The sequence below is a fragment of the Zobellia roscoffensis genome (assembly GCF_015330165.1).
GTDB classification, from domain to species: Bacteria; Bacteroidota; Bacteroidia; order Flavobacteriales; family Flavobacteriaceae; genus Zobellia; species Zobellia roscoffensis.
Map to the genome: position 1 here is coordinate 1,813,467 of NZ_JADDXT010000002.1, position 25,636 is coordinate 1,839,102.

The following is a 25,636-nucleotide window of genomic DNA, read 5'->3' on the forward strand; positions in this document are numbered from 1 at the left end:
TGGTAAAAATAACAAACTTCACGGGCTTCTTGCTTCACAATGCTTATTTTCGTAAAAAAGTAAAGATTGTGAAGGTAGTCTCATATAATGTAAATGGCATCCGTGCCGCAATTAATAAGGGTTTTTTAGAGTGGTTACAAACGGTTGGTCCAGATGTAGTTTGTCTTCAGGAGATAAAGGCAATGGAAGAGCAGTTAGATCTAACTCTATTTGAGGAAGCGGGCTATAAATATAATTATTGGTTTAGCGCTCAAAAGAAAGGGTATAGTGGTACAGCTATTCTATCAAAAAAACAACCGGATATCATTCAAAAAGGAACGGGAATTGATTATATGGATTTTGAAGGTCGAAATATCAGGGCAGATTTTGGCGATGTTTCAATCATGAGCATGTACTTGCCCTCGGGCACTAATTTAGCTCGGTTGGATCATAAGCTGATGTATATGGCGGATTTTCAAAAGTATGCTGACGACCTTAGAAAAACACGGCCTAACCTAATTGTTTTAGGGGATTACAACATTTGTCATGAAGCTATAGATATCCATGACCCCGTGCGTAATAAGAATGTTTCCGGGTTTTTACCTGTTGAACGTGAGTGGATAGGTGACTTTATGGAAAGCGGATTTATTGATAGCTTTCGTCATTTCAACAAAGAACCAGACAACTATACATGGTGGAGTTACCGAGCCAATGCCAGAAATAATAATAAGGGATGGCGTTTGGATTACGCTATGGTTGCAGAACCGCTAAGAGATAGGTTGAAAAGGTCAGTGATTTTGTCCGAAGCAAAACATAGTGATCATTGCCCTATTTTAGTTGAAATTGATACGCCTTAACCTAGCGAATCAGTTTGTTTGATTCTTTATGAAATAAGCATTTGAGCGAATTTTAGAGAACAATCGATAAGGGGTTTTTTGTAACCCTTCAAATTGCTTAAATTTGGGCTTTTTGAAAACAGTACCCCAAAAATACCCCAAAGAATACATGAAAAATACTACCCTACCCTACACTGATATTGAAGTCAGTAAAATTTGCCTTGGTACAATGACCTGGGGCAAACAGAATACGGAAGCAGAAGGCCATGAGCAGATGGATTTTGCCCTTGAGAATGGTGTTAATTTTTTTGATACAGCAGAATTGTATCCTGTTCCTGCCCATCCAGACCGTCATTCAGACACAGAAAAGATTATTGGAACTTGGTTCAAGAAAAACGGTAACCGTGATAAAGTTGTACTCGGAACTAAGATTGCCGGTAAGGCAGAGTTTACCAAGTTTATTAGAACTACAGGTTTTTCACCGGATTCCATTCGTTCTGCTGTTGAGGGAAGTTTAGGTCGCCTTCAGACAGATTATATTGATCTATACCAATTGCATTGGCCAGAAAGAAATACTAATTACTTTGGCAAAAGAGGGTATAAGCACGACATCTCTGATCATTGGAAAGATAACATTCACCAAGTCTTAGAAACCATGCGAGATTTAATTCGTGAAGGGAAGATTAGACATGTGGGTATATCTAATGAAACGCCATGGGGAACTATGCGTTTTCTAACGGAAAGTAAAGTGCATGCTAGCTTGCCCCGAGCAATAACAATTCAGAATCCATATAGTCTTTTGAACCGCCAATTTGAGGTTGGTCTTTCAGAAATTTCATTACGTGAAAAAATAGGTCTTCTGGCATATTCACCAATGGGTTTTGGAACTTTGTCCGGAAAATATTTAGGAGGTATGAAGCCTGCAACTGGTAGAATTACTCTATTTCCTAATTACAGTAGGTATAGTAGTGACGCAGCTGTTAACGCAACCGAACAATATCATGATTTAGCCCAGAAACATGGGCTTTCTATGGCGCAAATGGCCCTCGCTTTTGTGAATACTAGACCGTTTGTAACCAGTACTATTATTGGAGCTACTTCAATGAAACAATTGCAGGAAAATATTGAAAGTGTAGATTTAAAATTAAGTGAAGAAGTGCTTGAGGGTATTGAGGCAATACACAATTCTATTCCTAATCCTGCGCCATAAACGTAAACAGACACTATGTTCTTTTTAAAAGTAGGCTTTGGTCAATTAGTAGTAATAGTGGCAGTAATCTTGATTATTATGGTTACTGCCCGTATTCTACGTGATAAGAGATAAGAATTGGTTTAGCCAAAAAGGGTACTAACCATATCTTCTATTTTTGCAACAAGGTGGACTTCTATTTTCGAGTTTTTTAAAGTGATTTTATTATTCTTAGAAACATAGATAGAGGTGAAGCCTAGCTTTTCAGCTTCGGAAATTCTTTGATCTACTCGTTGTACAGGACGTATCTCACCAGCCAGACCTACTTCAGCGGCAAAACAGACACCTTTTTCTATAGGAATATCTTCGTTGCTAGATAATATAGCGGCAATTACGGCAAGGTCAATGGCGGGATCATCCACAGAAATACCTCCGGTGATATTCAGGAATACATCTTTGGCCCCTAGTTTAAAACCTGCTCGTTTTTCAAGTACGGCCAATAGCATATTGAGTCGTTTGGCATTGTAGCCTGTGGTGGAGCGTTGCGGAGTTCCATAAACGGCCGTGCTGACCAAAGCTTGTATTTCTATCATTAATGGCCGCATACCTTCTACGGTAGATGCTATGGCCGTTCCGCTTAATCCTTCATCGTTCTTGGAAATTAATATTTCAGAAGGATTGTTCACTTGTCGCAATCCACTACCTTGCATTTCATAGATTCCAAGTTCTGCCGTTGAGCCAAATCTATTTTTTAGAGAACGTAGAATACGATACACATAGTTTCGGTCACCTTCAAACTGCAAAACCGTATCAACCATATGTTCCAATATTTTTGGTCCGGCTATGGAACCATCTTTGGTAATATGGCCAATTAGAATAACAGGTGTATTTGTTTCTTTGGCAAATTTGATAAGTTCTGCGGTGCATTCTCGAATTTGAGAAATACTCCCGGCAGCAGATTCTATATAATCCGAATGTAATGTTTGAATTGAATCGATAACAACAATATCTGGTTCTGTAGATTCTATTTGTTTAAAGATATTCTGTGTCTTGGTTTCTGTAAGGATAAAGCAAGTTTCGCTATTCGGATGAATTCTATCCGCCCGCATTTTAATCTGCTTTTGACTCTCTTCCCCTGAAACGTATAGGGTTTTATATGGAAGTTTTAAGGCAATCTGTAAGAGCAAAGTACTCTTGCCTACACCAGGCTCTCCTCCAAGAAGTACTAATGCGCCAGGTACAAGCCCGCCACCAAGAACTCGGTTAAATTCCAAATCAAAAGTATTTAATCTTAGCTCTTTATCCGTGCTGATTTCATTAACACGTAAGGGCTTCGCTATTTTTTTTAGGGGAGTTGTACTGGCCTTCCAGCTTGTTTTTTCTTCCTTTTGAACAACCTCTTCAACTACAGTGTTCCATTCTTTACAAGCGGAACATTGCCCTACCCATTTGGCGTATTGAGTACCACAGTTTTGGCAGAAAAAAGCTGTTTTTGTTTTGGCCATATCTTAGTTTGAAGATTGGCCTAAAGGTAGAAACTTTGTTTGATATTTATGAGTATGAAGTGAGGTGATTTAATATCCAAAATCAGCTTTCAGAGCATCAATTTTCTCTAGGGCCATTTCTTTGGTCAAGAAATCTATTTCATCCATGGCGAAAGCTTTTTCAAAGGTTTTGAACGCTTTCTTAGGTTCGCCTAATTGCTCATAGTATTCGCCTTCAAAATAAAAGCCCATCATAGTTTCAGGGAATTCCTTTTTACAAAGGTCTGAAAGCGGTTTTAAAGACTCGGTATCTTCTTTTTTTCGGCATGCAGCATAAACGGCCATGATATCGTTAAGGTCAACCGTTTTTTTAAATCCGAATAAATCTTCAATACTCTGGTATTTGTTTTCTAAGTACTGAAAAACAGGATCTTCTGAAGTTAGTATTTGTTCTTTATATTCTTTTGGGCTAATGGGTTTGAACATACCAAAAATGTTATCAAAAGCTTTTCCTAAACCGTAAGTGGCTATTGAAATATGGTCAGCACCATCATATTGTTCGAAGTTATAATGAAGTGATTCTTTGTCAATAGCTTTAATAGCTTGGTTCATTTGAAGAATTCGAGGTGTGTCTTTGTTTTTTTCGGCCTCAACAATCAATTGGTAAAAAATTTGCTTGTCAAAAGCTGCTAAACGAGCCGGTACTCTAGTTTCCATCTCTGGAGCTAAAGTAGGAGAGATATTTACATACGCATTGAATAGTGAATTTTCTTTAAAAAGCCAGTAGTTGCTGAAGTTGGCTGTTATGTCATAACCAACAATCATTTTAAATGGCGCAGTGCTATAGTTAAGGTCAAGGTAGGGTATGATTTCCATTCCTAGAAATTCAAAAAACTTTTTTGCCTTTTCAGAAGGAAGTCCAGAGTCTGGTTCAAAAGCGCAATCGTCAAGACGAATACTTTTTTTACTTTGTTCTACACCAACCACAATACTAGCGGGCATACCATGAAACTTATGGTAAAATTTAGCGTTGGCCACAACTTGATCAAAGAGATATTCTCCGTCTAGGACAACAATTAGAGGGTACTTTTTTTCTTTGTCGTAATCTTCTGGGAAATAATATTTTACATCGCGTCGCTCTTGTAGTTTGAACGATTCAAAAATTTCTTGTGTGACTTGTGCGTTAAGACTAGCGCATAGTAGGCATGCAAAAAAAGTAAGTTTGCGTAACATGGTTCAGTTTTTGGGTGCAACAAAACCTTATCGGTTTCTGTTGAATAACGGTAATACCAGAAAAGATATTGCCCCAAAAACGACTATCATTAGAGTTTGTGCAATCCACATAATCCACCCAAATGCATCACCCGAGACAGCACTAATCCCAAAAATGGTTAACGCACTACTTACGGCAATAGGGTAGAGACCAATACCGCCATTGGTGGCAGTCATGGCAAAAGACCCTGCCACAAAGGCAACCATCAATTCGCTTAAGGAAAGACTAATGGTTTCGGGAACCGTGAATTTAATAACCCAAAGCATACCAATATAACAGCCCCAAATGAAAAGAGTATGCAGAACAAATGCCCATTTTTTTTTCATTTTAAAGATGCTAAAAACACCTTCCATAAGGCCTTTAACAAAACCTTTGATTTTAACGGCAATAGCGTGAGATGATTTTTTAATAAAGAAGAAAAAGAAGACCAACCCAATAATTCCTGCCCCCATTAATAATAATAGACCTTTAATATTGAATCCTTTATCTTGTAAAAAACCTAAAATACTGTCTGTTTGAAGTATTAAGGTGACCCCAATTAATAAAAGTAGCATGATTACGTCAATAACACGTTCCGTTACAATGGTTCCAAATCCTTTTTCAAAGGGCACGTCTTCGTAACTGGTAAGCGCCGTAGCTCTTAATATTTCACCTGTTCTAGGAATACCCAGGTTTGCGAAATAGGCCATTAAAAGAATGAATACATTATTAATGATCTTGGGCTTGTAACCTAAGGGTTCTAGCAGGAAATTCCAGCGCACGGCTCGTGAGATATGCCCGAGCATGCCTAATAAAATAGATAGGCCTACCCAAAGAAGGTTTGCTTCCTTTATGTAAAATAATATTTGCTCTCTGTCTTCTGGCGAGGTCTTGTGGTAGGAGTACCAAACTAAAAAAACTCCCAAGACTATTGGGAGTGCTGTTTTTAGTATCTTTTTAATGTTATCGTTCAAGGCTATGTTAGCAAATTGGTTTGCTCATTAGGAAATACTAACGAAGGGTTGAATGTTTTAGCTTCTTCAATATCCATTCTGCCATAAGTAATCAAAATAAGGATATCGCCTACGGCTACTTTTCTGGCTGCTGCACCATTTAAAGTAATTTCACCACTATTTCTTGGTCCTGGAATGGCATAGGTTTCTAACCGTTCACCATTATTGTTATTTACAATTTGTACTTTTTCGCCTCTTATAATATTGGCTGCATCCATTAAATCTTCATCAATGGTTATACTGCCAATATAATTTAAATCGGCTCCAGTGACTTTTACACGGTGAATCTTGGACTTTACAACTTCTATTTGCATGTGACAAAGGTAATTAATTATAGAGCAATATTGTCTATTAGTCTAACGCCATCGGCATAAACGGCAATAAAGGCTCTATATTTTATGTTTTCTTTTTTTGTTGTGATTGGGCTTAGTGTTTCTACATCGGCTATTTCAATGTATTCCAATTCCAATTTTTCTTGTTCTTTAAATTGTCCTTTAACCCAATCTATTACATAATTAGCACTTTTCATGCCAAATTTTTCTTTGGCAGTGAGCAATGTATCATATATGAACGCACCTTTTTGTCGTAGTTCAGGAGATAATCTTTCATTCCGGGAACTCATAGCTAGGCCATGGGGTTCCCTTACAATTGGGCAGCCAACTATTTCAACAGGAATTTGCTGTTGTTTCACAAGTTTCCTTATAATTTGTAGTTGTTGAAAATCTTTTTCGCCAAAATAGGCGCGATTAGGCTTTACAAGTAAAAGTAGGGCTTCAACAATAGTGCCTACACCATTAAAATGGTCATCTCTAAAGGCACCTTCCATAACAGTATCTAAGCCTTCAAAATCATACTTTTTGGCTTTTATTTTTTTGTCATAAACTTCGTCTGCTGAGGGTGAAAAAACAAGAATATCTTCCGAAACGCTGGAAAGTAATTCCAAATCGGCATCGAAAGTGTGCGGATATTTTGCAAGATCCTCCTTATTGTCAAACTGTGTAGGGTTTACAAAAATACTGACTACTACAGTTTGATTTTCATTAACTGCCTTTTGAACTAGCGAGACATGTCCTGTGTGGAGTGCTCCCATAGTAGGTACAAGCCCTAATTCATTAGTTTTTGGCAGTATAGAAATATGGTCTAAGAGTTCTTTTTTAGTTTTGAATACCAACATAGGTTTGGTTTAAAAGCGAGCAAACTTACTATAATTACTGCTAATCTGTAGAATTTTTGTAATTTTGCAGCCACGTTGTACCAAATAAATAATAAACATTGCATATATGAATGGCAAAAAGATATTGTTCGTATCGTCGGAGTTAGTACCCTATCTTCCACAGAACGAAGTTTCCCTAATGTCTTATGAAACTCCTAGGATGGTTAACAGCAATGGCGGCCAAATACGGATTTTTATGCCAAGATACGGCAATATAAACGAGCGTAGACATCAGCTTCATGAGGTTATTCGTTTATCGGGGATGAATTTGGTTATTAATGATATGGATATGCCATTGATAATCAAAGTTGCGTCTATACCTCGAGAGCGTATTCAAGTCTATTTCATAGATAATGACGAATACTTTAAACGAAAGGCTACGTTTGCAGATGCTGAGGGTAATTTATTTCCGGACAATGACCAGAGGGCAATTTTCTTTGCTAAAGGGGTTGTTGAAACGGTTAAAAAATTAAACTGGTCGCCAGATATAATTCACGTTCATGGATGGATGGCTTCTTTGTTACCTTTGTATCTGAAGAAGTATTATGCAGACGAACCATTGTTTGATGCCAGTAAAATTGTCACTTCAGTTTACGGTAAGTCTTTTGATGGTGAGCTTGATTCTGATATGATTAAGAAAGTAGCTTTTGATGGTATATCTGAAGATAGTATTGAGGCGTTAAAAACTCCTACCTATAATAATTTGTTAAAGATAGCCGTAGATCATTCTGATGCCGTTATTTTAGCAGCGGAAGAAATTCCAGAAGATTTACAAAGTCATATTTCCAACCTTGAAAAACCTGTGTTGCCATATGTTTCCTTACAAGAATTTGAGGAGGCGTATGCCAATTTTTATAACACTGAAGTTTTAAAATAGCCCAAATGATTTTTTTGAACAGATTAAAGCTCCCTGCTCTTGCAGTAATAGTATTGGTCACCATCTTTGCATCTTGCGAGGAAGACTTAACAACCGTAGGATCTGGTGTAGTTGGGGGTGAACCGTTCAAAAATAACAAAGCGGTTTTTGACGTTTTTGCCTATAACAGGAAGATAAAAGCGGTGTCTACCAATAAGTTACCAATTTATCAATTGGGGGTATATGATGACCCACTTTACGGGAAAACAGAGGCGCAGGTAACTACCCAGGTTTTACTTCCTAGTGGCGACCCTACTTTTGGGGTGACTACTCAGGAGAATGAAGATAATCCTTCTAGTGCAACTCAGATTCTAGAAAATGAAACTATAGATTCAGTTTACCTTTATATTCCATTTTTGACTAATCCTACTGGTGATGCAGATTTAGATGGACTTATTGATGAGTTGGATGATTTACCTTTAGATCCCAACAGTGATACTGATGGTGGAGGTTTGACGGATAGTCAGGAAAATTCAAGAGGCTCTAATCCTCTTGATGCGTCCGATGATACGGATGATACGAATTTTGTAGCGAATCAATTTGCTAAAACATTTGATCTTGATAGTATTTATGTTGATGGTAGTTTGTATAGTGAAAATAGTGCTAATCCGGTTTTTAATTTAAAAGTTCAAAGGTCAACGTATTTTTTACGAGATTTAGATCCTTCTGTTAATTTTCAAGAAGCTCAAGAGTACTATTCTTCTCAAGAATTTGCGCCAGCGTTTGTAGATGAGGTTGTCTATGATAGTGAGGCGAGTGCAGAGCCAATTGTCATAAGCAGAGACCAGATTCCTTTACGTAATGTTGATGATGAATCAACAGAAGATGTTGATGAGTCCAGTCAATTTAGTTACCTCGCTCCAGGTATTCGTGTAGCGTTGGATAAAGATTTTTTTCAAGAAAATATTTTGGATAAAGAAGGCTCTACGGAGCTTGAAAGTCAGGCAAATTTTAAGGAGTTTTTACGTGGTTTGCATTTTTCGGTATCTTCAGGAGGTAATGATGTCATGTTTTTGTTTAATCTAAAACTTGCGAATATTACGGTATCATATACGTATGACACGGCAGATAGTGAAGGTGTGGTTACTGAAAAAGGAGGGCAAAAAGATTTGGTTCTTAATTTTTTAAGAGATTCTTTTAGTTCAACAACTGGTCAACTTCTTTCTACGGACGGTAATGCTGTTAATACATTTGTAAACGAGGTTTATCCTCCTGAAATAACAGATAATTTAGATACTGGTGAAAATGCATCAGAGATATATTTAAAGGGAGGAGCGGGCACTTTTGCTGAAATTAAATTGTTTGACGAAGTGAACAGTCTAGAAGCTATTAATCAGATAAAATCAAATAATTGGATTATCAACAATGCCAATCTTGTATTTTATGTTGCCAATGGAAATTTAGGTGTTGAGCCGGAACGACTTTATTTATATAATTCTGAGACCAACGCAATATTGCCTTTGTCCGCTACCGATACAGACGGTCTTTCCGAGGAGTATGGAGGGATTATCGAAACTTCTAGTGATGGTAAGGGAGTGAAGTACACGATTAACGTAACTACGTATATAAATAATTTGGTCTTGAACGATGCTGATAATGTGACCTTAGGTCTTACCACTACTCCTAGTTTGTTTTTGGCTACTGTTGCAAATGCTATGTTGGAGAATGGAGAAGAACAGGAGTTGCCGCTTGCAAATACACTGTCGCCATTGGGTACGTCACTGTATGGTAGTGCAGTAGATGCGGCTAATGCGGATAAAAAGTTACAGCTTGAAATTTTCTATACCGAAACCAACTAATTTTTATACAAAACAACTACTCTAATCTTATTTTGCGTGAAGTTATACTTGTAGATGGTGAGATTTGCCTTACTATACCAATTAACGATGTTTTTCGTTTTATAGGTGTATTTTAGGGAGATTTAACTAGCTTCTAGTACATTTGCGCTAAAGTATTTATTTTCCCCAACTTAAATTAACGTATACAGTATGTGTGGAATAGTAGGTTATATAGGTCATAGAGATGCGTATCCGATTATTGTCAAAGGTTTGCAACGTCTTGAATATAGAGGGTACGATAGTGCCGGTGTTGCCGTTTATGATGGCGAAAAAATAAACTTGGCAAAGACCAAAGGTAAGGTCGAGGATTTAAAGAAAAAGGCTGAAAGTTCCATTTCATTAGAAGGGAATCTTGGCATAGGTCATACACGTTGGGCTACCCACGGTGTGCCAAACGATACAAACTCCCACCCTCATTACTCCAATTCAGGTGATTTGGTAATTATTCATAATGGAATTATTGAAAATTATGAGTCTATCAAGAAAGAGTTGGTTAAAAGAGGCTATACTTTTGAATCTGATACAGATACTGAAGTTTTAATAAACCTTATTGAAGAAGTTCAAAAAACCGAGGATGTAAAGTTGGGTAAAGCAGTTCAGATAGCATTAAATGAAGTTGTAGGTGCATATGCTATTGCTGTTTTTGATATTAAGAAACCAGACGAGATTGTTGTTGCAAAACTTGGTAGTCCATTAGCCATTGGTGTTGGTGAGGACGAGTTTTTCATAGCTTCGGATGCTTCTCCTTTTATAGAGTTTACTAATAATGCGGTTTATCTTCAAGATGAGGAAATGGCCATTGTTCGATTAGGAAAGGAAATCAAACTTCGTAAAATAAAGAATGATGCAGTAGCGTACCCTAATATCCTTGAACTCAAAATGAATATAGAGGAGATAGAAAAAGGGGGTTATGATCACTTTATGCTTAAGGAAATATATGAGCAACCAAGAGCAATTTTGGATACCTATAGAGGTAGATTAAGAGCTGCGCAAGGGCTAATAAAAATGGCCGGTATTGATGAGAACATAGAAAAGTTCATGAATGCCAATCGTATAATTATTGTAGCCTGTGGTACATCTTGGCATGCAGGCTTGGTTGCCGAATATATATTTGAGGACTTGGCAAGGATACCTGTAGAGGTGGAATATGCATCTGAATTTAGATATAGAAATCCGGTTATAACAGATAAAGATGTTCTTATAGCCATTTCGCAATCGGGTGAAACGGCAGATACGTTGGCTGCTATAAAATTGGCGAAGGAGAAAGGAGCATATGTGTTTGGCGTGTGTAATGTGGTTGGGTCTTCCATTGCGCGTGAAACGGATTCTGGTGCTTATACCCATGCAGGTCCGGAAATAGGAGTGGCATCAACTAAGGCTTTTACTACTCAAATTACCGTACTTACTTTGGTAGCTTTAAAGTTAGCAAAAGAAAAAGGTGTTTTCTCCCAGTCTAGATTTCATGAATTTTTGACTGAACTAGAAACTATTCCAGCAAAAGTAGAAAAGGTTTTAGAAAGTAATGCGCTTATCGAAATCATCGCGGATGTATATAAAGATTCTACAAATTGTTTGTATTTAGGTAGGGGATATAACTTCCCTGTTGCTTTAGAGGGTGCTTTAAAACTCAAAGAGATTAGTTATATTCATGCTGAGGGATATCCTGCAGCTGAAATGAAGCACGGACCAATTGCATTAATAGATGATCAAATGCCTGTTTTTGTTATAGCAACAAAGAAAGGCCACTATGAAAAAGTGGTAAGTAATATCCAAGAGATTAAATCTAGAAAAGGAAAGATTATAGCTATTGTAACTGAAGGAGATACGCAGGTTACAGAGTTAGCAGATCACGTGGTGGAAGTTCCTGAAACATTGGAAAGTCTTACGCCGTTGTTAACAACCATTCCGTTGCAATTGTTGTCATACCATATAGCGGTTATGAGAGGTTGTAACGTGGATCAGCCTAGAAACTTGGCAAAATCAGTAACCGTGGAATAGACAGTTGCTGCTAATAAGGATTGCTTCTACAGGCCCTGACGTAAGTCGGGGCTTGTTGGTTTTAGTGAATATGTAATTTGAAGTGTATTTTTTTACGAAAAAAGTACTATGCACGCATAATTTTTTCCATTTTATGATTCTCGGTCGAAAAAAAAATGTAACTTCGAGTTACTAACATTTTTAACTTAAACTTAACATGAGAGCAATACTATTTTTGGCCTTGCTGTTGGCGTCTAGCTTTGGATTTTCGCAAACAACGGTAAACGGGAAAGTGGTAGATCAGAACAGTCAGCCTGTACCAGGGGCCAATATCGTTATCGAAGGAAAAGCGATTGGCACCACAACGGATTTTGACGGTAATTTCAATTTACAAACGTCTGAAGTACCCCCTTTTCAGTTAAGAATTACCAGCATCGGATATTCCGATACTACAGAGGAAGTCACCTCTAACAACCAAACCCTGACCATTGTAATAGATGAGTCCCAAACATTTTTGGATGAAGTAGTTATATCGGCTTCTAGAACACCCGAGCGTATTTTTGAATCGCCTGTAACAGTAGAGAGAATAGGTGTTTCTGAAATAAAGAATACTACGGCCGCCGATTTTTATGGCGGACTAGAAAATTTGAAAGGGGTTGATGTAAATACCAACAGTTTAACGTTCAAATCAATAAACACAAGAGGTTTTGCGTCTTTTGCAAATACCCGCTTTATGCAACTTGTTGATGGTATGGACAACTCAACTCCAGCATTAAATTTCCCTATTGGAAACTTGGTAGGTTTAGTTGAGCCAGATGTATTAAGTGTTGAACTATTGCCAGGAGCATCATCTGCACTTTACGGGGCGAATGCCTTTAATGGTATTTTGTTTATGCGAAGTAAAAATCCGTTTGATTATGAAGGTATAAGTGTGTCGGTCAAACGGGGAATAACTTCTCAAAAAGCTGCTGGTGATAATTCGTATACAGATTTTGGTATCAGGGCTGCATATAAATTCAGTGATAAATTTGCGGGTAAAGTTAATTTCGGATACCTAAAGGGAACTGACTGGGCAGCAAACAACCAAGATGATAGAAATACACCTGGTGGAACAAGAGCTAATTTAAACTACGATGGAATTAATGTTTATGGAGATGAAGTTTCTACAAATATTAAGGAGGTTGCTCTTACTTTGGAAGGTTTAGGCGTTTTGCCTGCCGGTGCCAATGCTCTCGTTCCTTCAGAGATAGTGAGTAGAACAGGTTATGATGAAGGCGATCTTACCCAGTATAATGCGGAAAGTATAAAAGCGGATTGGGGTCTGTATTATAGACCAATTGAAGGTAAGAGCTTGGAGATTTCTTACGTGGGTAAAGTAGGTACAGGTACTACAATTTATCAAGGAACCAATAGATATAATATTGATGGGTTTTTCCAAGAACAACACAAATTGGAAATTAAGAATGACAACTTTTTTGTAAGAGGTTATGTAGTAGCTGATAAAGCAGGTGATTCTTATGATATGGTTTTTACTGGAATCAACATCAACAGGTCTTGGAAAGATGATAATACTTGGTTCGGCGAATATACAGGTGCTTATGTTCAGGCTACTTTGGCAGGAGCCACAGATGTTCAGGCACATGCTGCAGCTAGGGCGCAAGCGGAGTCAGGAAGGTATTTGCCAGGAACATCAGAATTTGAAGCGGCCTTTAATAAAGTAATTAAAGATCCTGATTTGAGCAAAGGGTCTCAGTTTTACGATCAATCTAAATATTATCATGCGGATGGGAATTATAATTTTTCTCATTTAATAGATTGGGCCGAAATTCAAGTAGGAGGTTCTTTCAGAGAGTATAGTTTAAATTCTTTAGGTACGATTTATACGGATACAGATGGGCCAATTGACTATTCTGAATTTGGGATTTATTCACAGGTTCAAAAGACGTTACCTTTTGAAGGGGATAAGAGTTTAAAATTAACAGGATCTATTCGTTATGACAAATCCGAATTTTTTGACGGCTTCTTTTCTCCTAGAATATCTGCGGGTTATACTTTGAATCGGGACCATAACATTAGGGCTTCGGCACAGACAGGTTTCAGAAACCCTACTACTCAGGATCTTTTTATCGGTTTGGATGCTGGTAGAGCAATTTTGGTGGGTTCTGCACCAGATAATTTAGAACAGTATTCAAGAGATTATGATGTAAGTGCTACAGGTCAAGCTGTATTCGAACAGCCAGCTACTGTAACTCAAACAGGTGCTGTAGCGTATAATAATTCATACTCTGCAGCTTCTGTAGCTACATTGGGTGTTACTGGAAACTCTGAGGACCTTGAAATAGCCAATCCGGATTTAGTTAAGCCAGAAAAAGTAACTTCTTTTGAAATAGGCTATAGAGGTAAGGTTGATAAGCTTGTTATTGATTTTAGCACCTACTACAATAGCTATAAAGATTTCATTTCCCAAGAAGTAGTGGTAGCGCCATATTATGGAGAAGTTGGAGATGGTTCACTTTCTGTAGCGGCAATAGCGAACGGAGATTTTCAGGCTTATAGCACATATACCAATACGGATGCTAACGTTAATTCCTACGGAGCTTCCTTAGGGCTTAATATGAAGGTGTTTGGAAACTTTAACTTAGGAGGTAGTTATACATTTACAAAATTAGATTTTGATCGTGATGCGAATCCAGATGTTATGTTAAATTTCAACACTCCGGAACACAAGTTCAAAGCATCTTTTGGAAATGAGCAGTTATTTGAAAATTTTGGATTTAACGTATCATACAGATTCAGTGATGATTATTACTGGGAAGCTACTTTTGGAAATGGCGTTATTCCAGAATTTCATGTAGTTGATGCGCAAATCAATTATGAAGTTCCAAGTATTAAATCTTCCTTTAAACTGGGAGGAACAAACCTTACGGGTAAAGAATACTACACTGCATTCGGTACCGGAAATATTGGGTCTATGTACTACTTATCTTGGACAATTAATAATTAAATTTTTAATCTAAAGTAGAAATGAAAAACTTAAAATATATATACATCTCTTTAGGTATATTGGCTTTAACGGCTTGTAATGACCCTGAAGATGTTGATCTTGAGCCAGAAGTAGTGGCGGAGGCACTTGTTGAATTAAATGCTGGTTCAGCAGATTTTTCAACTTATGTTTCTTTGGGAAATTCGTTAACGGCAGGTTTCACGGATAATGCTCTTTTTATTGCAGGGCAAGAAAATTCAATGCCAAATTTATTATCTACAAAATTTGCTTTGGTAGGAGGCGGTGCTTTTTCACAGCCTTTAATGAACGATAATATTGGAGGCTTGTTGGCTGGAGGGACGCAAATAGAAGGGTTTAATCCAAGGTTAGTTTTTGGAGGTGCAGGACCAGTTGATTTGGAAGAAGTTGTTGGGCCTGTTGCTTCAACAACGGATATTGTTTTGAACAATCCAACAGGTCCGTTTAATAATATGGGCGTTCCTGGAGCTAAGAGTTTTCACTTAATTTTCCCCGGTTATGGTGATATATCCAAACTAGTGGAAGAACGTGCTAATCCGTATTATGTTAGGATGACAGGAGCCACTCCTAATGCATCGGTGTTAGAGTTGGCAATGGCACAGTCACCAACATTTTTTAGTCTGTGGATTGGAAATAACGATGTTTTGGGCTATGCACTATCAGGTGGAGATGGTACAAATCTCATAACGGATCAACCCACTTTCGATTTTGCTATAAATACACTGGTGACCACTCTAACTTCAAGTGGTGCAAAAGGTGTAATGGCTAACATACCTTATGTAACATCTATACCACACTTTACAACCGTTCCCCATGACCCAATAGATCCAGCAGAAAATGATTTTGCAGCTCAGGTTCCAACTTTAAATACAGTTTATGGGGCTTTGAACCAGGTTTACAATGCAATGGGCGAAACAGCACGTGTAGTAGTGTTTTCTGATTCTTTAAATAATGCAGTAGTAATTAAAGATGAGTCATTAACGGATATCTCAGCTCAGATTACTGGCGCTTTTAATGCTAACCCTGCTTTCCCTGTCTTTGTAACACAATTAGGTTTATCTGAGGAGGCTGCTCCTTTGGTGGCTAGTCTTTTGGGTGCCACTTACGGGCAGACAAGGCCGGCAACGGAAAACGATTTATTGGTATTGCCTAGCAGTAATGTTATTGGTACCGTAAATGAAGCTTCTTTCGCAGCATTATCTGCAGCAAATTTACCACCTGAAGTTGCCGGACAATTTTCTGTTGAGGGTATTACTTTGCCGTTAGCGGACAAATGGGTGTTAACGCCAGAGGAACAAGATGAAATTAAAATAGCTACAGATGCTTTTAACGCTACGATTTCTTCTGCTGCATCCGGAGCGAGTTTGGCTTTTGTAGACGCCAACCAACTATTACAAGATTTGGCTCAAGGAGGTGTTACTGATGGGGATTTTACCTTAACGGCCAATTTGGTAACTGGTGGAGGTTTTTCTTTAGATGGTGTGCATTTGACCGCAAGAGGATACGCTCTAATCGCTAATGAATTTATGAAGGCTATCGATGCTGCTTATCAATCTAATTTTGAGGCATCGGGCTCATTGTTCAACATCGGAAATTATCCAACGAACTACTCGCCTGCATTACAATAGGCATTGTTTTTCTTACATTTTATAAGGCGCCAGTTAGTGGCGTCTTTTTTTGTGCTGAAAAAAGAATAAAAAGTAGTTTACAATTCGAGTTGAAAAACATACCTTTGCAGCCTGAAAAACATAGGTGTATTAAGGTGTTTTTCAATACAGTAAGTAATTTGAATTCATAAACTAATAAAGTAATGTCAAAAGTTACAGGTAAAGTTTCCCAGATTATTGGGCCGGTAGTCGATGTGGAATTCCAATCAGGAGATGCCCTTCCAAAAATTTACGATTCTCTTGAAATCGCTGGTAAAGATGGTTCTAAACTAGTTTTAGAGGTACAATCTCATGTTGGTGAAAACACTGTGAGAACAATTTCCATGGATTCTACTGATGGTCTAAGTAGAGGAACAGATGTGCTTTCGACAGGTAGCGCAATTCAAATGCCGGTTGGAGATGATGTTTATGGTCGTCTTTTCAACGTAATCGGTGATGCTATCGATGGTTTGGGCGAATTGCCAAAATCAGGTAAGGATGGTTTGCCAATCCACAGAGAGGCTCCAAAATTTGAAGATCTTTCTACTTCTACTGAAGTTCTTTTTACCGGTATTAAAGTAATTGACCTTATTGAACCTTATGCAAAAGGTGGTAAGATTGGATTGTTCGGTGGTGCAGGTGTTGGTAAGACCGTATTGATTCAGGAGTTAATTAACAATATTGCAAAGGGTCACGGTGGTCTTTCTGTATTTGCTGGTGTTGGTGAACGTACTCGTGAAGGAAACGATTTACTTCGTGAGATGTTGGAATCTGGTATTATCAAATACGGTGATGATTTCATGCATTCTATGGAAGAAGGCGGATGGGATCTTACCAAGGTTGATAAAGCGGCTATGAAAGACTCAAAAGCGACTTTCGTTTTTGGTCAAATGAACGAACCACCAGGAGCACGTGCTCGTGTGGCATTGTCAGGTTTGACAATTGCTGAGTATTTCCGTGATGGTGCAGGAGAAGGTCAAGGTAAGGATGTACTTTTCTTTGTAGATAATATTTTCCGTTTTACGCAAGCAGGTTCTGAGGTATCGGCACTTTTGGGTCGTATGCCATCTGCAGTAGGTTACCAACCAACTTTGGCAACAGAGATGGGTGCCATGCAAGAGCGTATTACATCAACTAAAAGAGGTTCTATTACATCTGTACAGGCGGTTTACGTTCCTGCGGATGATTTAACGGATCCAGCTCCAGCAACAACCTTTGCTCACTTGGATGCTACAACGGTACTTTCTCGTAAGATTGCCGAGCTAGGTATATATCCTGCGGTAGATCCATTGGATTCTACTTCTCGTATCTTAACAGCAGATATTTTAGGAAATGACCATTACAACTGTGCACAACGTGTAAAAGAGTTGTTACAACGTTATAAAGAATTGCAAGATATTATTGCTATTCTTGGTATGGAAGAACTTTCTGAAGAAGATAAGTCTGCAGTAGGTCGTGCAAGACGTGTGCAACGTTTCCTTTCTCAGCCTTTCCACGTAGCAGAGCAGTTTACAGGACTTAAAGGTGTATTGGTTGATATTAAAGAAACCATTAAAGGATTTAATATGATTATGGACGGGGAGTTAGATCACCTACCAGAATCTGCCTTTAACCTTAAAGGAACTATTGAAGAAGCAATAGAAGCTGGTGAGAAAATGTTAGCTGAAGCTTAATTAGTACGAAGTAAATTGTAATTAGTACTGAATATACGGTACTAGCTATTAACTACTAACTACTCAATACTAAAAAGGATGTATTTAGAAATTGTATCACCAGAAGCCACTTTATTTTCAGGCGAAGTAACATCGGTAACTGTACCAGGTGTGAATGGCGAGTTTCAGATTTTGAACGGTCACGCCGCTATAGTTTCATTGCTTCAAGAAGGTAATGTTCGTGTTGATGGCAATATAAAAATAGATGAAGCGTACGCTTCTAAGTTCTCAAAAGATGCTAGCGGAAAGGTAATTCTTCCCATTGCTAGCGGAACTGTTGAAATGAGTGATAATCGGGTAATTGTATTGGCCGATTAAATAGTACATTTTTATTATAATTATAAAGGCTACACCTAAAAGTGTAGCCTTTTTTTATTCTATTTCATAAGAAAGAATATCTGCCGGTTGACAATCTAACGCCTTACAAATTGCTTCAAGAGTTGAAAACCGTATAGCTTTAGCTTTGCCTGACTTTAGAATAGATAGATTGGCTTCTGTTATACCTATCATTTCTGCGAGTTCTTTACTTTTTAGATTACGGTCTGCTAATACAGTATTTAAGTTGACGACGATGCTCATAGTTATATGGTTAGGTCGTTTTCAGATTGTACAGTATAACCTTTTTGAAATACGTATGTTAGAAACAAGGAAATCATCCCAAAGATGACCAATAATATAAGATTGTGAACATTTCTAAATTCCGTCTTATGCATTATTGGATAATGGATAAGAAAGTATAGAATAGGACCAACAATTAAATTTAGGACGGTTAAAAGTTTCAAATTTTTGACAATACCTTTATTAAATATGACTGTTTTTTTAAGGGCTTTGAAAATATTAGAAAGTAAATAGAGAAGTAGAATCCCAAAAATTAAGGTTAGGGTAATGGTTAGTATGTCACTAAACTGATAATCGCCTTGTATAGAACTTCCTGTTAGGGGAATTTGCATATCAAATCTACTATCCTTAACGGTAAATCTATTGGTAATAAAAGCAAATTCCATATAGGTGAGAAAAGCTAAGAGTGTAATTGAAATACTTCTAAATATATAATAGAAGAATGCTGAAAGTGATTTTGGACCGAATATTTTCATTTTATTCTTTTTTATATAGTTAGGTCGTTTTCTTGTTTTTAGATGATAGCCTTCTTTAATTAATTGGGCAACAATCAAGAGAAAAAACGCTATTACTAAAAGTGGTACTCTATCACTTAAGGCTGCACCAAAATCTCTTCCTAGATTAAAAGCGATAGATTCTCCTTTAATTGAAGGTTTGTTCAACATGTTTTCAATTACTCTAATTATATACATACCGACAGAATAAAACAATAATCCTCTACCTACTGTAAAGAAAATATATTCGTTTTTTTCAGAAAAAATAGAGTTGGTGTTTAAAGTATTTATTGCCTGTCTAAATTTTATTAGTAACCATAGTACATAGCTTAATAATAATAAATTTGATGCAGCAAGAATTAGGCTAGTGTTAGTTGATTTTGAATAATGAAATAACAACTCAATTTTTTCTGGCATTGAAATAATTACTGTAAATATTAATAAGTTAACAAAGAACTTAAATGCTTTAGTGTAGTTTTTCATAATTATTATATTATCGTTTAACGATAACAAATATATTAAAATTATCGAAAAACAATAATTGTATATTAAAATATATTGGATTATGATGTCTTCAAAGAAATCAATTCCCAATCTTGACTTAAGGAATGATAAGTGCATACATTCTCAAAACCAACGGCATAATGGGCGCCTAATGATCTGCTGTTAGTGGCATCTACTTCCGTGATGATGGCGTCGTATTTTGGGTAGGAGGCTTTTTTCATGGCGTTATAAAGTCCGCGAAAAACACCCTGTTTTCTATGGGTTTTGGCAACGCATATTTGCCCCATAGTAATAAAATTTTGAATGTTTACATTTTCTAGTTCTGTAAACATTGGTCTTAGAACTGAAATTTCATCTTTAAAACCATCGGTCATAGACAGGGCGTAGCCTACAACTTTGTCATCATCTTTTGCAATGATATGAGGGCATGCATCATTCATTCTAGTAAGTACGTCTAAATCATGAACTACGGTAACAAAACCTTCTTTTTCCCTTTCTTTGGGTGAAACGGAAGTAGGTAGATTTGCACGCTGAAGTGATAGTATTTGTTTCAATTCATCCTCGGATGTTGCAGTGGCGTAGCGTATCACTTTTTTTTCGTTTTTAGCCATTCTTGTCTACTTCTCAACTGTTTTTTAGATGGTTTTAAACCCTCTTTTTCTGCAAGGAAAAGACTGTAATCAGGATTACTTTCCAAAACAAGCGTAGTTTGTTTTTCAAACCCGAAGCGTTCAAAAGTAATTTTCAGTGTATCTCCAATCTTTAGTTTTTCTATATAGGCACTGAATTGTTGCCCGTCCGGGAATCCATTTCCGTTAATATCGGTAATAACATCACCTTTATCCAACTCAGAAATATAAGCTGGAGTTCCCATTTTTGGATTCGATCGAATTTCGCCATGACCATCACCATCTAATGAAACAGCTACCCCAAAATAAGGTGCTTCCATATCTTGTTTTAATATGACTCCAACAGAATTTAAAAGAGCACTGTAATCTGGCATTTCACTTTTATATATGTATTTATTAAAGAAAGTATCAGCAAAATCGTTTCCAGCATATTCGGCTAGAGCTTGCTGAAGATTTTTTATGGTGTAGGATTTTTCTGTTTTGCCATACTGCTCCCAGACGAGTTTCATAAAATCATCCAGGTTCAGTTTTTCCTTCCGAAGGGATAAATCCAGTGCTAAGCCAAGTACACTTCCGTAAGAATAATAAGAAATAAAGGTATTCTCTCTATTTACGGGGTCCACAGATGTAGCCGCATCCACAAAAGGAGCTTGGTAGCTCATTTCTATAGGATTAAAATACTGAAGTGCAGGTGAGTTCCAGACATAGTTAAAAGTTCCTGAAATACCTTCTATGTACTTCTCTGGAGTAATAATTCCTGCCCTACAAAGAATAAGATTGGTGTAGTAACTGGTAAAACCTTCGGCAAACCAAAGTGCACCACTCATATTTGCTTCTTCAAAATTAAAAGGTTCTAATGATTTTGGGCGAATGCGTTCAACGTTCCATGCATGAAAAAACTCATGAGATACGGTACCTATATTGCCTTCCATGCCACCATTGGCTAGACTGCGTGTACTTGTCAGAATGGTAGAGTTTCTATGCTCCATGCCGTCTCCAGAGGCATTTGGAATATAACAGGCTAAAAAAGTGTAGGTGCCATAATCAAATTCAGGAAGTTCACCATATACTTCTTTCTCGGCAAGAACTACTTTCTTTACGTTTTCAAAGTAGGCATCAAGTTCTTCTTCTGTGCCATTGTGGTGGAGAACAAAACGTATTTTTTGTTTCCTTCCATTGTTTTCTACTTCAAACTCACGAACGGAATGGTTGCTTATTTCCGTTGGGCTATCCATAAAATAATATAGGTTGGGAGCCGAATACGTGGTGCCGGAAACCAAGGGTAGTTGTGTGGCTACTTTCCAGTTTAAATCTTTTCGAACTTTAAAATCTACTTGAATTTTTCTATCGCTTAAAGTTGGAGCGTACATAAATGTTGCGGGAATGTTCAGATGCGCATGGGTTTCGTCTACTTGAGAATAGGTGCCACCTCCTCGGTTGGCAAATAATGTATAGCTAATGGAAACTGAGCCGTCATGGCCAATTATTTGCCATTGGTACGGGTCTGGGCGTAATACTTCTAAAACTTTTCCTTTACTGTCCGTAGCTTTAAAGTCATAGACGTTTTTAGCAAATTCATGCAATGCGTAACGGCCCGGGGATGAGCGGCTCATTCTAAAAGAAACCGTATCCATTTTTAGATTTGGAAAAGTACCTTTTACTACCGCCTCATGATGAACGGCATTGTCAAAAGATATTTCATAACTATTGGTTTGAGCAGAAAGTATACTAATAGTAGTAAACAGAAGGAAGGGAAAAACGGATTTCATTAATGTAAATTTAATATCACTAATATACTATTTATAGGGGGTATATGCTAGATTTGATTTTTACAATAAAAAAGTAAGATTCGCATTATTAATATTTTAAAAGCAACCTTTTGAAATATAAAGTATCTTCTAAATAATATGAAAAAAGAATACTGTATTTTGCTATGTGCACTAGGTATTGTTACATCTAGTTTGGCACAAGAAAAAGAGAATATTCCTAAATACAAAAATCAGGTTTCCACCAATCTACTGTTGCCACTTTTTCAGAGTTTTGATTTGAGTTATGAGCGTACTGTAGCCAATAAATGGGCGGTAGGTATATCTGGGTCATTATATGGAGATGATTTTAGTTCATTGGATACGGCTAGTTCTACTTATTATGAGTTGAAGACTAATTTTGAAGTCATCCCTTTTGTGAGGTTTTACTTAAACGGTGCCCAGAACAAAAGTCACTTTTTTGAGATTTTTGGTTCGCTTTCAGAGGTTGATGAAACGGGGAGGTACGTAAGACGTGTAAATGAAGAGGGGTACGGGGTATATTATGTGGGAACTAAAACGTTTACCGTAGGTGGCTTAGGAACGGGATATGGATATAGATTTCTATTGATGCAAAATAGATTGGTGCTGGAGGCACAGCTAGGTATTCGGACCAACTTTGATTCGGATTACATTTTTTTAAATGGAACATTAGTACGTACAGGAATTAAAATAGGTTATAGGTTTTAAAGATGGTGTTATGGGTGTTAAGTATACATGTTTTTTGTTTTTGGGATTTTTATTAGTGGGTTGTCTTTCGGATGATATTGGTTATTCTTCAAGCAATATTTCGGTACAGGCAACAAATGCATTTACTTTAGAGGAAAAGGTTGATTATATAGTTGGAGATACCCTTTTCTTTACCCAAAATTTCAGTAGATATTTAAAGGAAGAAGGATATAACGAGTTATTGGATGTTTATGAAACCACAAAGGACGAAGAATTTGGTTATGGATTTGATTTGCAGCAATTTTCCGAATTTTCAAATTCGTATGAAGCTGTTTATATAGATTCAGAATATGTAATTACCACAGGTGCAAATATAGCAGACTACTATTACTACAATAATTATGGTGTTGCTGCTCAATTGAACGAAGCAAAGGATGCTTATGAGTCAAAAGTAGGTATTGTTTTGGTGGAAAGCGGGGATTTTAAACTTGATTTTTCTAATGTTTATTTTAGAAATGAATATGACTATTACTCCAACGAAAAGATAAACCTGAATATAGAACACCGGTTTACAGATCAAACTAAAGGTGTATTAGAGTTTACGGTGTCAGAATAATTTAGATTCAACTTTTAAGGTAACACATAGTATTTCGCGCAAAGATGCTACATTTGGGGATATGGATGACTTCCCTAAAAAACTGACCAAAAAACTGAATGATAGAAGTGATGCAAATGCATTACGAAGTTTGCCAGCACTTAATAAACTGACAGATTTTTCATCGAATGATTATTTAGGGCTTTCTCGTAACCAAACCATTTCAGGGCAAGTACAACATCTATTAAAAAAGCATAATGCTTTTGAAAATGGAGCAACGGGTTCACGTTTGCTTTCTGGAAATCATTCACTTTATGAAACATTAGAAGCTACACTTTGTACATTTCACCAAGCAGAAGCTGCTTTGGTTTTTAACTCGGGTTACGACGCCAATATAGGGTTTTTTAGCTCCGTTCCACAAAGGGGGGATATTGTTTTATTTGATGAATTTATTCATGCAAGTGTTCGTGACGGCATACGAATGGGTAACGCCAAAAGTTATAAGTTTAAACATAACAATCTTGAAGATTTACTAATAAAATGTGAGTCTGAACGCAGTCGAAACTTGACGGATGCAGAAATATATGTAGTAACCGAATCTGTTTTTTCTATGGATGGCGATACTCCAGATTTAAAAGCACTTGCTGAAATTTGTGAGTCTCAAAATTGTCGTTTGGTTATAGATGAAGCTCATGCTGTGGGTGTTTTTGGAAAACATGGTGAAGGTTTAGTGCAAGAGTTAAACATACAAGACAAAGTTTTTGCACGTTTGGTGACCTTTGGGAAAGGTATTGGCTGTCACGGAGCTGCAATTTTGGGCAACATCGATTTAAAATCATATTTGGTAAATTTTGCCCGTAGTTTTATCTATACTACAGGGCTTCCACCACATTCTGTAGCTTCGGTTTTATCTGCTTATAATTATTTAGAAAGTCAGGTTGATGAGGTGGAGGTACTAAAACGTAATATTTCATATTTCAACCGTAAATTAGTGGATTTAAGTCTGAGTTCAAGTTTTATTCCTAGTAATTCTACCATTCATTGTTGTTTGGTTTCTGGCAATGAAAGGGTACGCGTTATGGGAAAACTAATTCAAGAAAAAGGGTTTGATGTACGACCTATTCAATCTCCTACAGTGCCTGAAGGTCAAGAAAGATTACGCATATGTCTTCATAGTTTTAATATGAAACAAGAGATTGATAATTTGCTAAACGCAGTGATTGCTGTCATCTAATATGAAAGAGAAATTTTATACCATAGCTTCTTTTGAGTACCCTGCGGATGTTCAGATATTGAAAGGAAAACTAGAATCTGAAGGAATTTCTGTTTTTCTTAGAGATGAACATACCTTAAATTCAGACCCTATAATCAGTAATGCTATTGGCGGGGTAAAACTACAAGTATATACAGAAGACAAAGAAAAGGCTATTGAGATATACAATGAAATAAGGGCATATGCCATAGATGACAATGGTAATTTGATTGTATGCCCTAACTGTAAAATGCAAAAATCTGAGGTGTATTATAACAGAAAAGGAATTTTATATAAACTTTTTCCTTTTTTTGAAGAAAAAAAATACAAATGCCTACATTGTAACATGATAACAAAACCTCAATAGAATGCAGCAAATTTTTGTGACAGGAATATCAACTGAAGTAGGTAAAACAATAGCTTCCGCAATTATTGCAGAGGCCCTTGAAGCGGATTATTGGAAACCGGTGCAAGCAGGTGATTTAGATAATACAGATAGTGATAAGGTAAAATCCCTAATTTCTAATGATAAGACAGTAATACACAAAAGTAGTTATGAGTTAAAGACTCCTATGAGTCCGCATGCAGCAGCAGAAAGAGATGGCGTTACAATAGACCGACTAGAAATCATTGAGCCAGAAACGGATAATGCTTTGGTAATTGAAGGAGCTGGTGGTGTTCTGGTGCCTTTGAGTAAGGATGATACAGTTTTGGATATCATTATGCCAACCTATCATGTAGTCGTGGTATCTAGACACTATTTAGGAAGTATTAATCATACACTCCTAACTATTGGTTGGTTGCAACAGAAGGGGTACGATGTTTCTGTATTGTTTAGTGGTAAGGAAAATCCCGAAACTGAAAGTATTATTCTTCACAAAACCAAAGTGTCTTCAATTGGTCGTATAGATGAAGAAGCTGTTTTTGATAAAGCTGTTATTAAGAAATATGCTGATAAATTCAGATCTGCACTAAAGTCTCTTTAGTCTCTTT

23 protein-coding genes are annotated in these 25,636 nt (G+C 37.1%); 14 read left to right on the top strand and 9 right to left on the bottom strand.

What is annotated here, in order from left to right:
* Positions 1–68: 68 nt before the first annotated feature.
* Complete coding sequence (locus tag IWC72_RS07685) at positions 69–836, top strand: exodeoxyribonuclease III (protein WP_194529380.1); 768 nt, start codon at positions 69–71, stop codon at positions 834–836.
* A gap of 148 nt (positions 837–984) precedes the next feature.
* Entirely contained in the window at positions 985–2,025 is a 1,041-nt protein-coding gene (locus tag IWC72_RS07690; RefSeq protein ID WP_194528095.1) for an NADP(H)-dependent aldo-keto reductase, read from the top strand.
* 122 nt (positions 2,026–2,147) lie between these two features.
* Here IWC72_RS07690 and radA read toward each other — a convergent pair whose 3' ends face one another.
* The 5 genes from radA to panC all read right to left on the bottom strand — a co-directional run bounded on the left by radA (position 2,148) and on the right by panC (position 6,927).
* The gene (radA, locus tag IWC72_RS07695) at positions 2,148–3,509 is read right to left on the bottom strand and encodes a DNA repair protein RadA (RefSeq protein WP_194529381.1); all 1,362 of its coding nucleotides are present in this window, start codon (positions 3,507–3,509) and stop codon (positions 2,148–2,150) included.
* Between the two features lie 69 nt (positions 3,510–3,578).
* The gene (locus IWC72_RS07700; protein ID WP_194525635.1) at positions 3,579–4,721 is read right to left on the bottom strand and encodes an alpha/beta hydrolase; all 1,143 of its coding nucleotides are present in this window, start codon (positions 4,719–4,721) and stop codon (positions 3,579–3,581) included.
* A gap of 27 nt (positions 4,722–4,748) precedes the next feature.
* Complete coding sequence (locus IWC72_RS07705; protein WP_194529382.1) at positions 4,749–5,714, bottom strand: lysylphosphatidylglycerol synthase transmembrane domain-containing protein; 966 nt, start codon at positions 5,712–5,714, stop codon at positions 4,749–4,751.
* Between the two features lie 2 nt (positions 5,715–5,716).
* A complete protein-coding gene (gene panD, locus IWC72_RS07710) occupies positions 5,717–6,067 on the bottom strand; it encodes an aspartate 1-decarboxylase (protein WP_194525637.1) in 351 nt (116 codons plus the stop codon).
* Between the two features lie 17 nt (positions 6,068–6,084).
* A complete protein-coding gene (gene panC / locus IWC72_RS07715) occupies positions 6,085–6,927 on the bottom strand; it encodes a pantoate--beta-alanine ligase (protein WP_194529383.1) in 843 nt (280 codons plus the stop codon).
* Between the two features lie 106 nt (positions 6,928–7,033).
* Here panC and IWC72_RS07720 point away from each other — a divergent pair, with 106 nt between their 5' ends.
* The 7 genes from IWC72_RS07720 (at position 7,034) to IWC72_RS07750 (ending at position 18,395) form a co-directional block, all read left to right on the top strand.
* Positions 7,034–7,843, top strand: a complete 810-nt coding sequence (locus tag IWC72_RS07720; protein WP_194529384.1) for a glycogen/starch synthase — start codon at positions 7,034–7,036, stop codon at positions 7,841–7,843.
* Between the two features lie 5 nt (positions 7,844–7,848).
* A complete protein-coding gene (locus IWC72_RS07725) occupies positions 7,849–9,681 on the top strand; it encodes a DUF4270 domain-containing protein (protein WP_194529385.1) in 1,833 nt (610 codons plus the stop codon).
* 189 nt (positions 9,682–9,870) lie between these two features.
* A complete protein-coding gene (gene glmS / locus IWC72_RS07730; RefSeq protein ID WP_194525641.1) occupies positions 9,871–11,718 on the top strand; it encodes a glutamine--fructose-6-phosphate transaminase (isomerizing) in 1,848 nt (615 codons plus the stop codon).
* Positions 11,719–11,914: 196 nt separating this feature from the next.
* The gene (locus tag IWC72_RS07735) at positions 11,915–14,701 is read left to right on the top strand and encodes a TonB-dependent receptor (protein ID WP_194529386.1); all 2,787 of its coding nucleotides are present in this window, start codon (positions 11,915–11,917) and stop codon (positions 14,699–14,701) included.
* A 20-nt stretch (positions 14,702–14,721) separates the two neighbouring features.
* Positions 14,722–16,347, top strand: a complete 1,626-nt coding sequence (locus tag IWC72_RS07740) for a G-D-S-L family lipolytic protein (protein ID WP_194529387.1) — start codon at positions 14,722–14,724, stop codon at positions 16,345–16,347.
* Between the two features lie 182 nt (positions 16,348–16,529).
* The gene (gene atpD / locus IWC72_RS07745) at positions 16,530–18,038 is read left to right on the top strand and encodes a F0F1 ATP synthase subunit beta (RefSeq protein ID WP_194529388.1); all 1,509 of its coding nucleotides are present in this window, start codon (positions 16,530–16,532) and stop codon (positions 18,036–18,038) included.
* A 78-nt stretch (positions 18,039–18,116) separates the two neighbouring features.
* The gene (locus tag IWC72_RS07750) at positions 18,117–18,395 is read left to right on the top strand and encodes a F0F1 ATP synthase subunit epsilon (RefSeq protein WP_194525645.1); all 279 of its coding nucleotides are present in this window, start codon (positions 18,117–18,119) and stop codon (positions 18,393–18,395) included.
* A 54-nt stretch (positions 18,396–18,449) separates the two neighbouring features.
* Here the strand turns inward: IWC72_RS07750 and IWC72_RS07755 are convergent, their stop codons facing one another.
* The 4 genes from IWC72_RS07755 to IWC72_RS07770 all read right to left on the bottom strand — a co-directional run bounded on the left by IWC72_RS07755 (position 18,450) and on the right by IWC72_RS07770 (position 22,091).
* Positions 18,450–18,656, bottom strand: coding sequence for a helix-turn-helix domain-containing protein (locus IWC72_RS07755; protein ID WP_194525646.1), 207 nt, complete (start codon positions 18,654–18,656; stop codon positions 18,450–18,452).
* 2 nt (positions 18,657–18,658) lie between these two features.
* A complete protein-coding gene (locus IWC72_RS07760; RefSeq protein ID WP_194529389.1) occupies positions 18,659–19,672 on the bottom strand; it encodes a DUF2975 domain-containing protein in 1,014 nt (337 codons plus the stop codon).
* An 80-nt stretch (positions 19,673–19,752) separates the two neighbouring features.
* Positions 19,753–20,304 (bottom strand): GNAT family N-acetyltransferase, encoded by a 552-nt coding sequence (locus IWC72_RS07765; protein WP_194525649.1) that lies wholly within the window; start codon positions 20,302–20,304, stop codon positions 19,753–19,755.
* Positions 20,280–22,091, bottom strand: a complete 1,812-nt coding sequence (locus IWC72_RS07770; RefSeq protein WP_194529390.1) for a M61 family metallopeptidase — start codon at positions 22,089–22,091, stop codon at positions 20,280–20,282. The genes IWC72_RS07765 and IWC72_RS07770 overlap by 25 nt, the downstream gene beginning before the upstream one ends.
* 138 nt (positions 22,092–22,229) lie before the next feature.
* Here IWC72_RS07770 and IWC72_RS07775 point away from each other — a divergent pair, with 138 nt between their 5' ends.
* The 5 genes from IWC72_RS07775 to bioD all read left to right on the top strand — a co-directional run bounded on the left by IWC72_RS07775 (position 22,230) and on the right by bioD (position 25,629).
* Positions 22,230–22,817 carry a DUF3575 domain-containing protein gene (locus tag IWC72_RS07775; protein ID WP_194525651.1) on the top strand — a complete coding sequence of 196 codons (588 nt, stop codon included), beginning with the start codon at positions 22,230–22,232 and terminating at the stop codon, positions 22,815–22,817.
* Between the two features lie 10 nt (positions 22,818–22,827).
* Complete coding sequence (locus IWC72_RS07780) at positions 22,828–23,412, top strand: hypothetical protein (protein ID WP_194529391.1); 585 nt, start codon at positions 22,828–22,830, stop codon at positions 23,410–23,412.
* Between the two features lie 61 nt (positions 23,413–23,473).
* Complete coding sequence (locus IWC72_RS07785; protein ID WP_194529392.1) at positions 23,474–24,625, top strand: aminotransferase class I/II-fold pyridoxal phosphate-dependent enzyme; 1,152 nt, start codon at positions 23,474–23,476, stop codon at positions 24,623–24,625.
* Position 24,626: 1 nt separating this feature from the next.
* Positions 24,627–25,010, top strand: coding sequence for a putative signal transducing protein (locus IWC72_RS07790; protein ID WP_194525654.1), 384 nt, complete (start codon positions 24,627–24,629; stop codon positions 25,008–25,010).
* A 1-nt stretch (position 25,011) separates the two neighbouring features.
* Positions 25,012–25,629, top strand: coding sequence for a dethiobiotin synthase (gene bioD / locus IWC72_RS07795; RefSeq protein ID WP_194525655.1), 618 nt, complete (start codon positions 25,012–25,014; stop codon positions 25,627–25,629).
* The last annotated feature ends 7 nt before the right edge of the window (positions 25,630–25,636 follow it).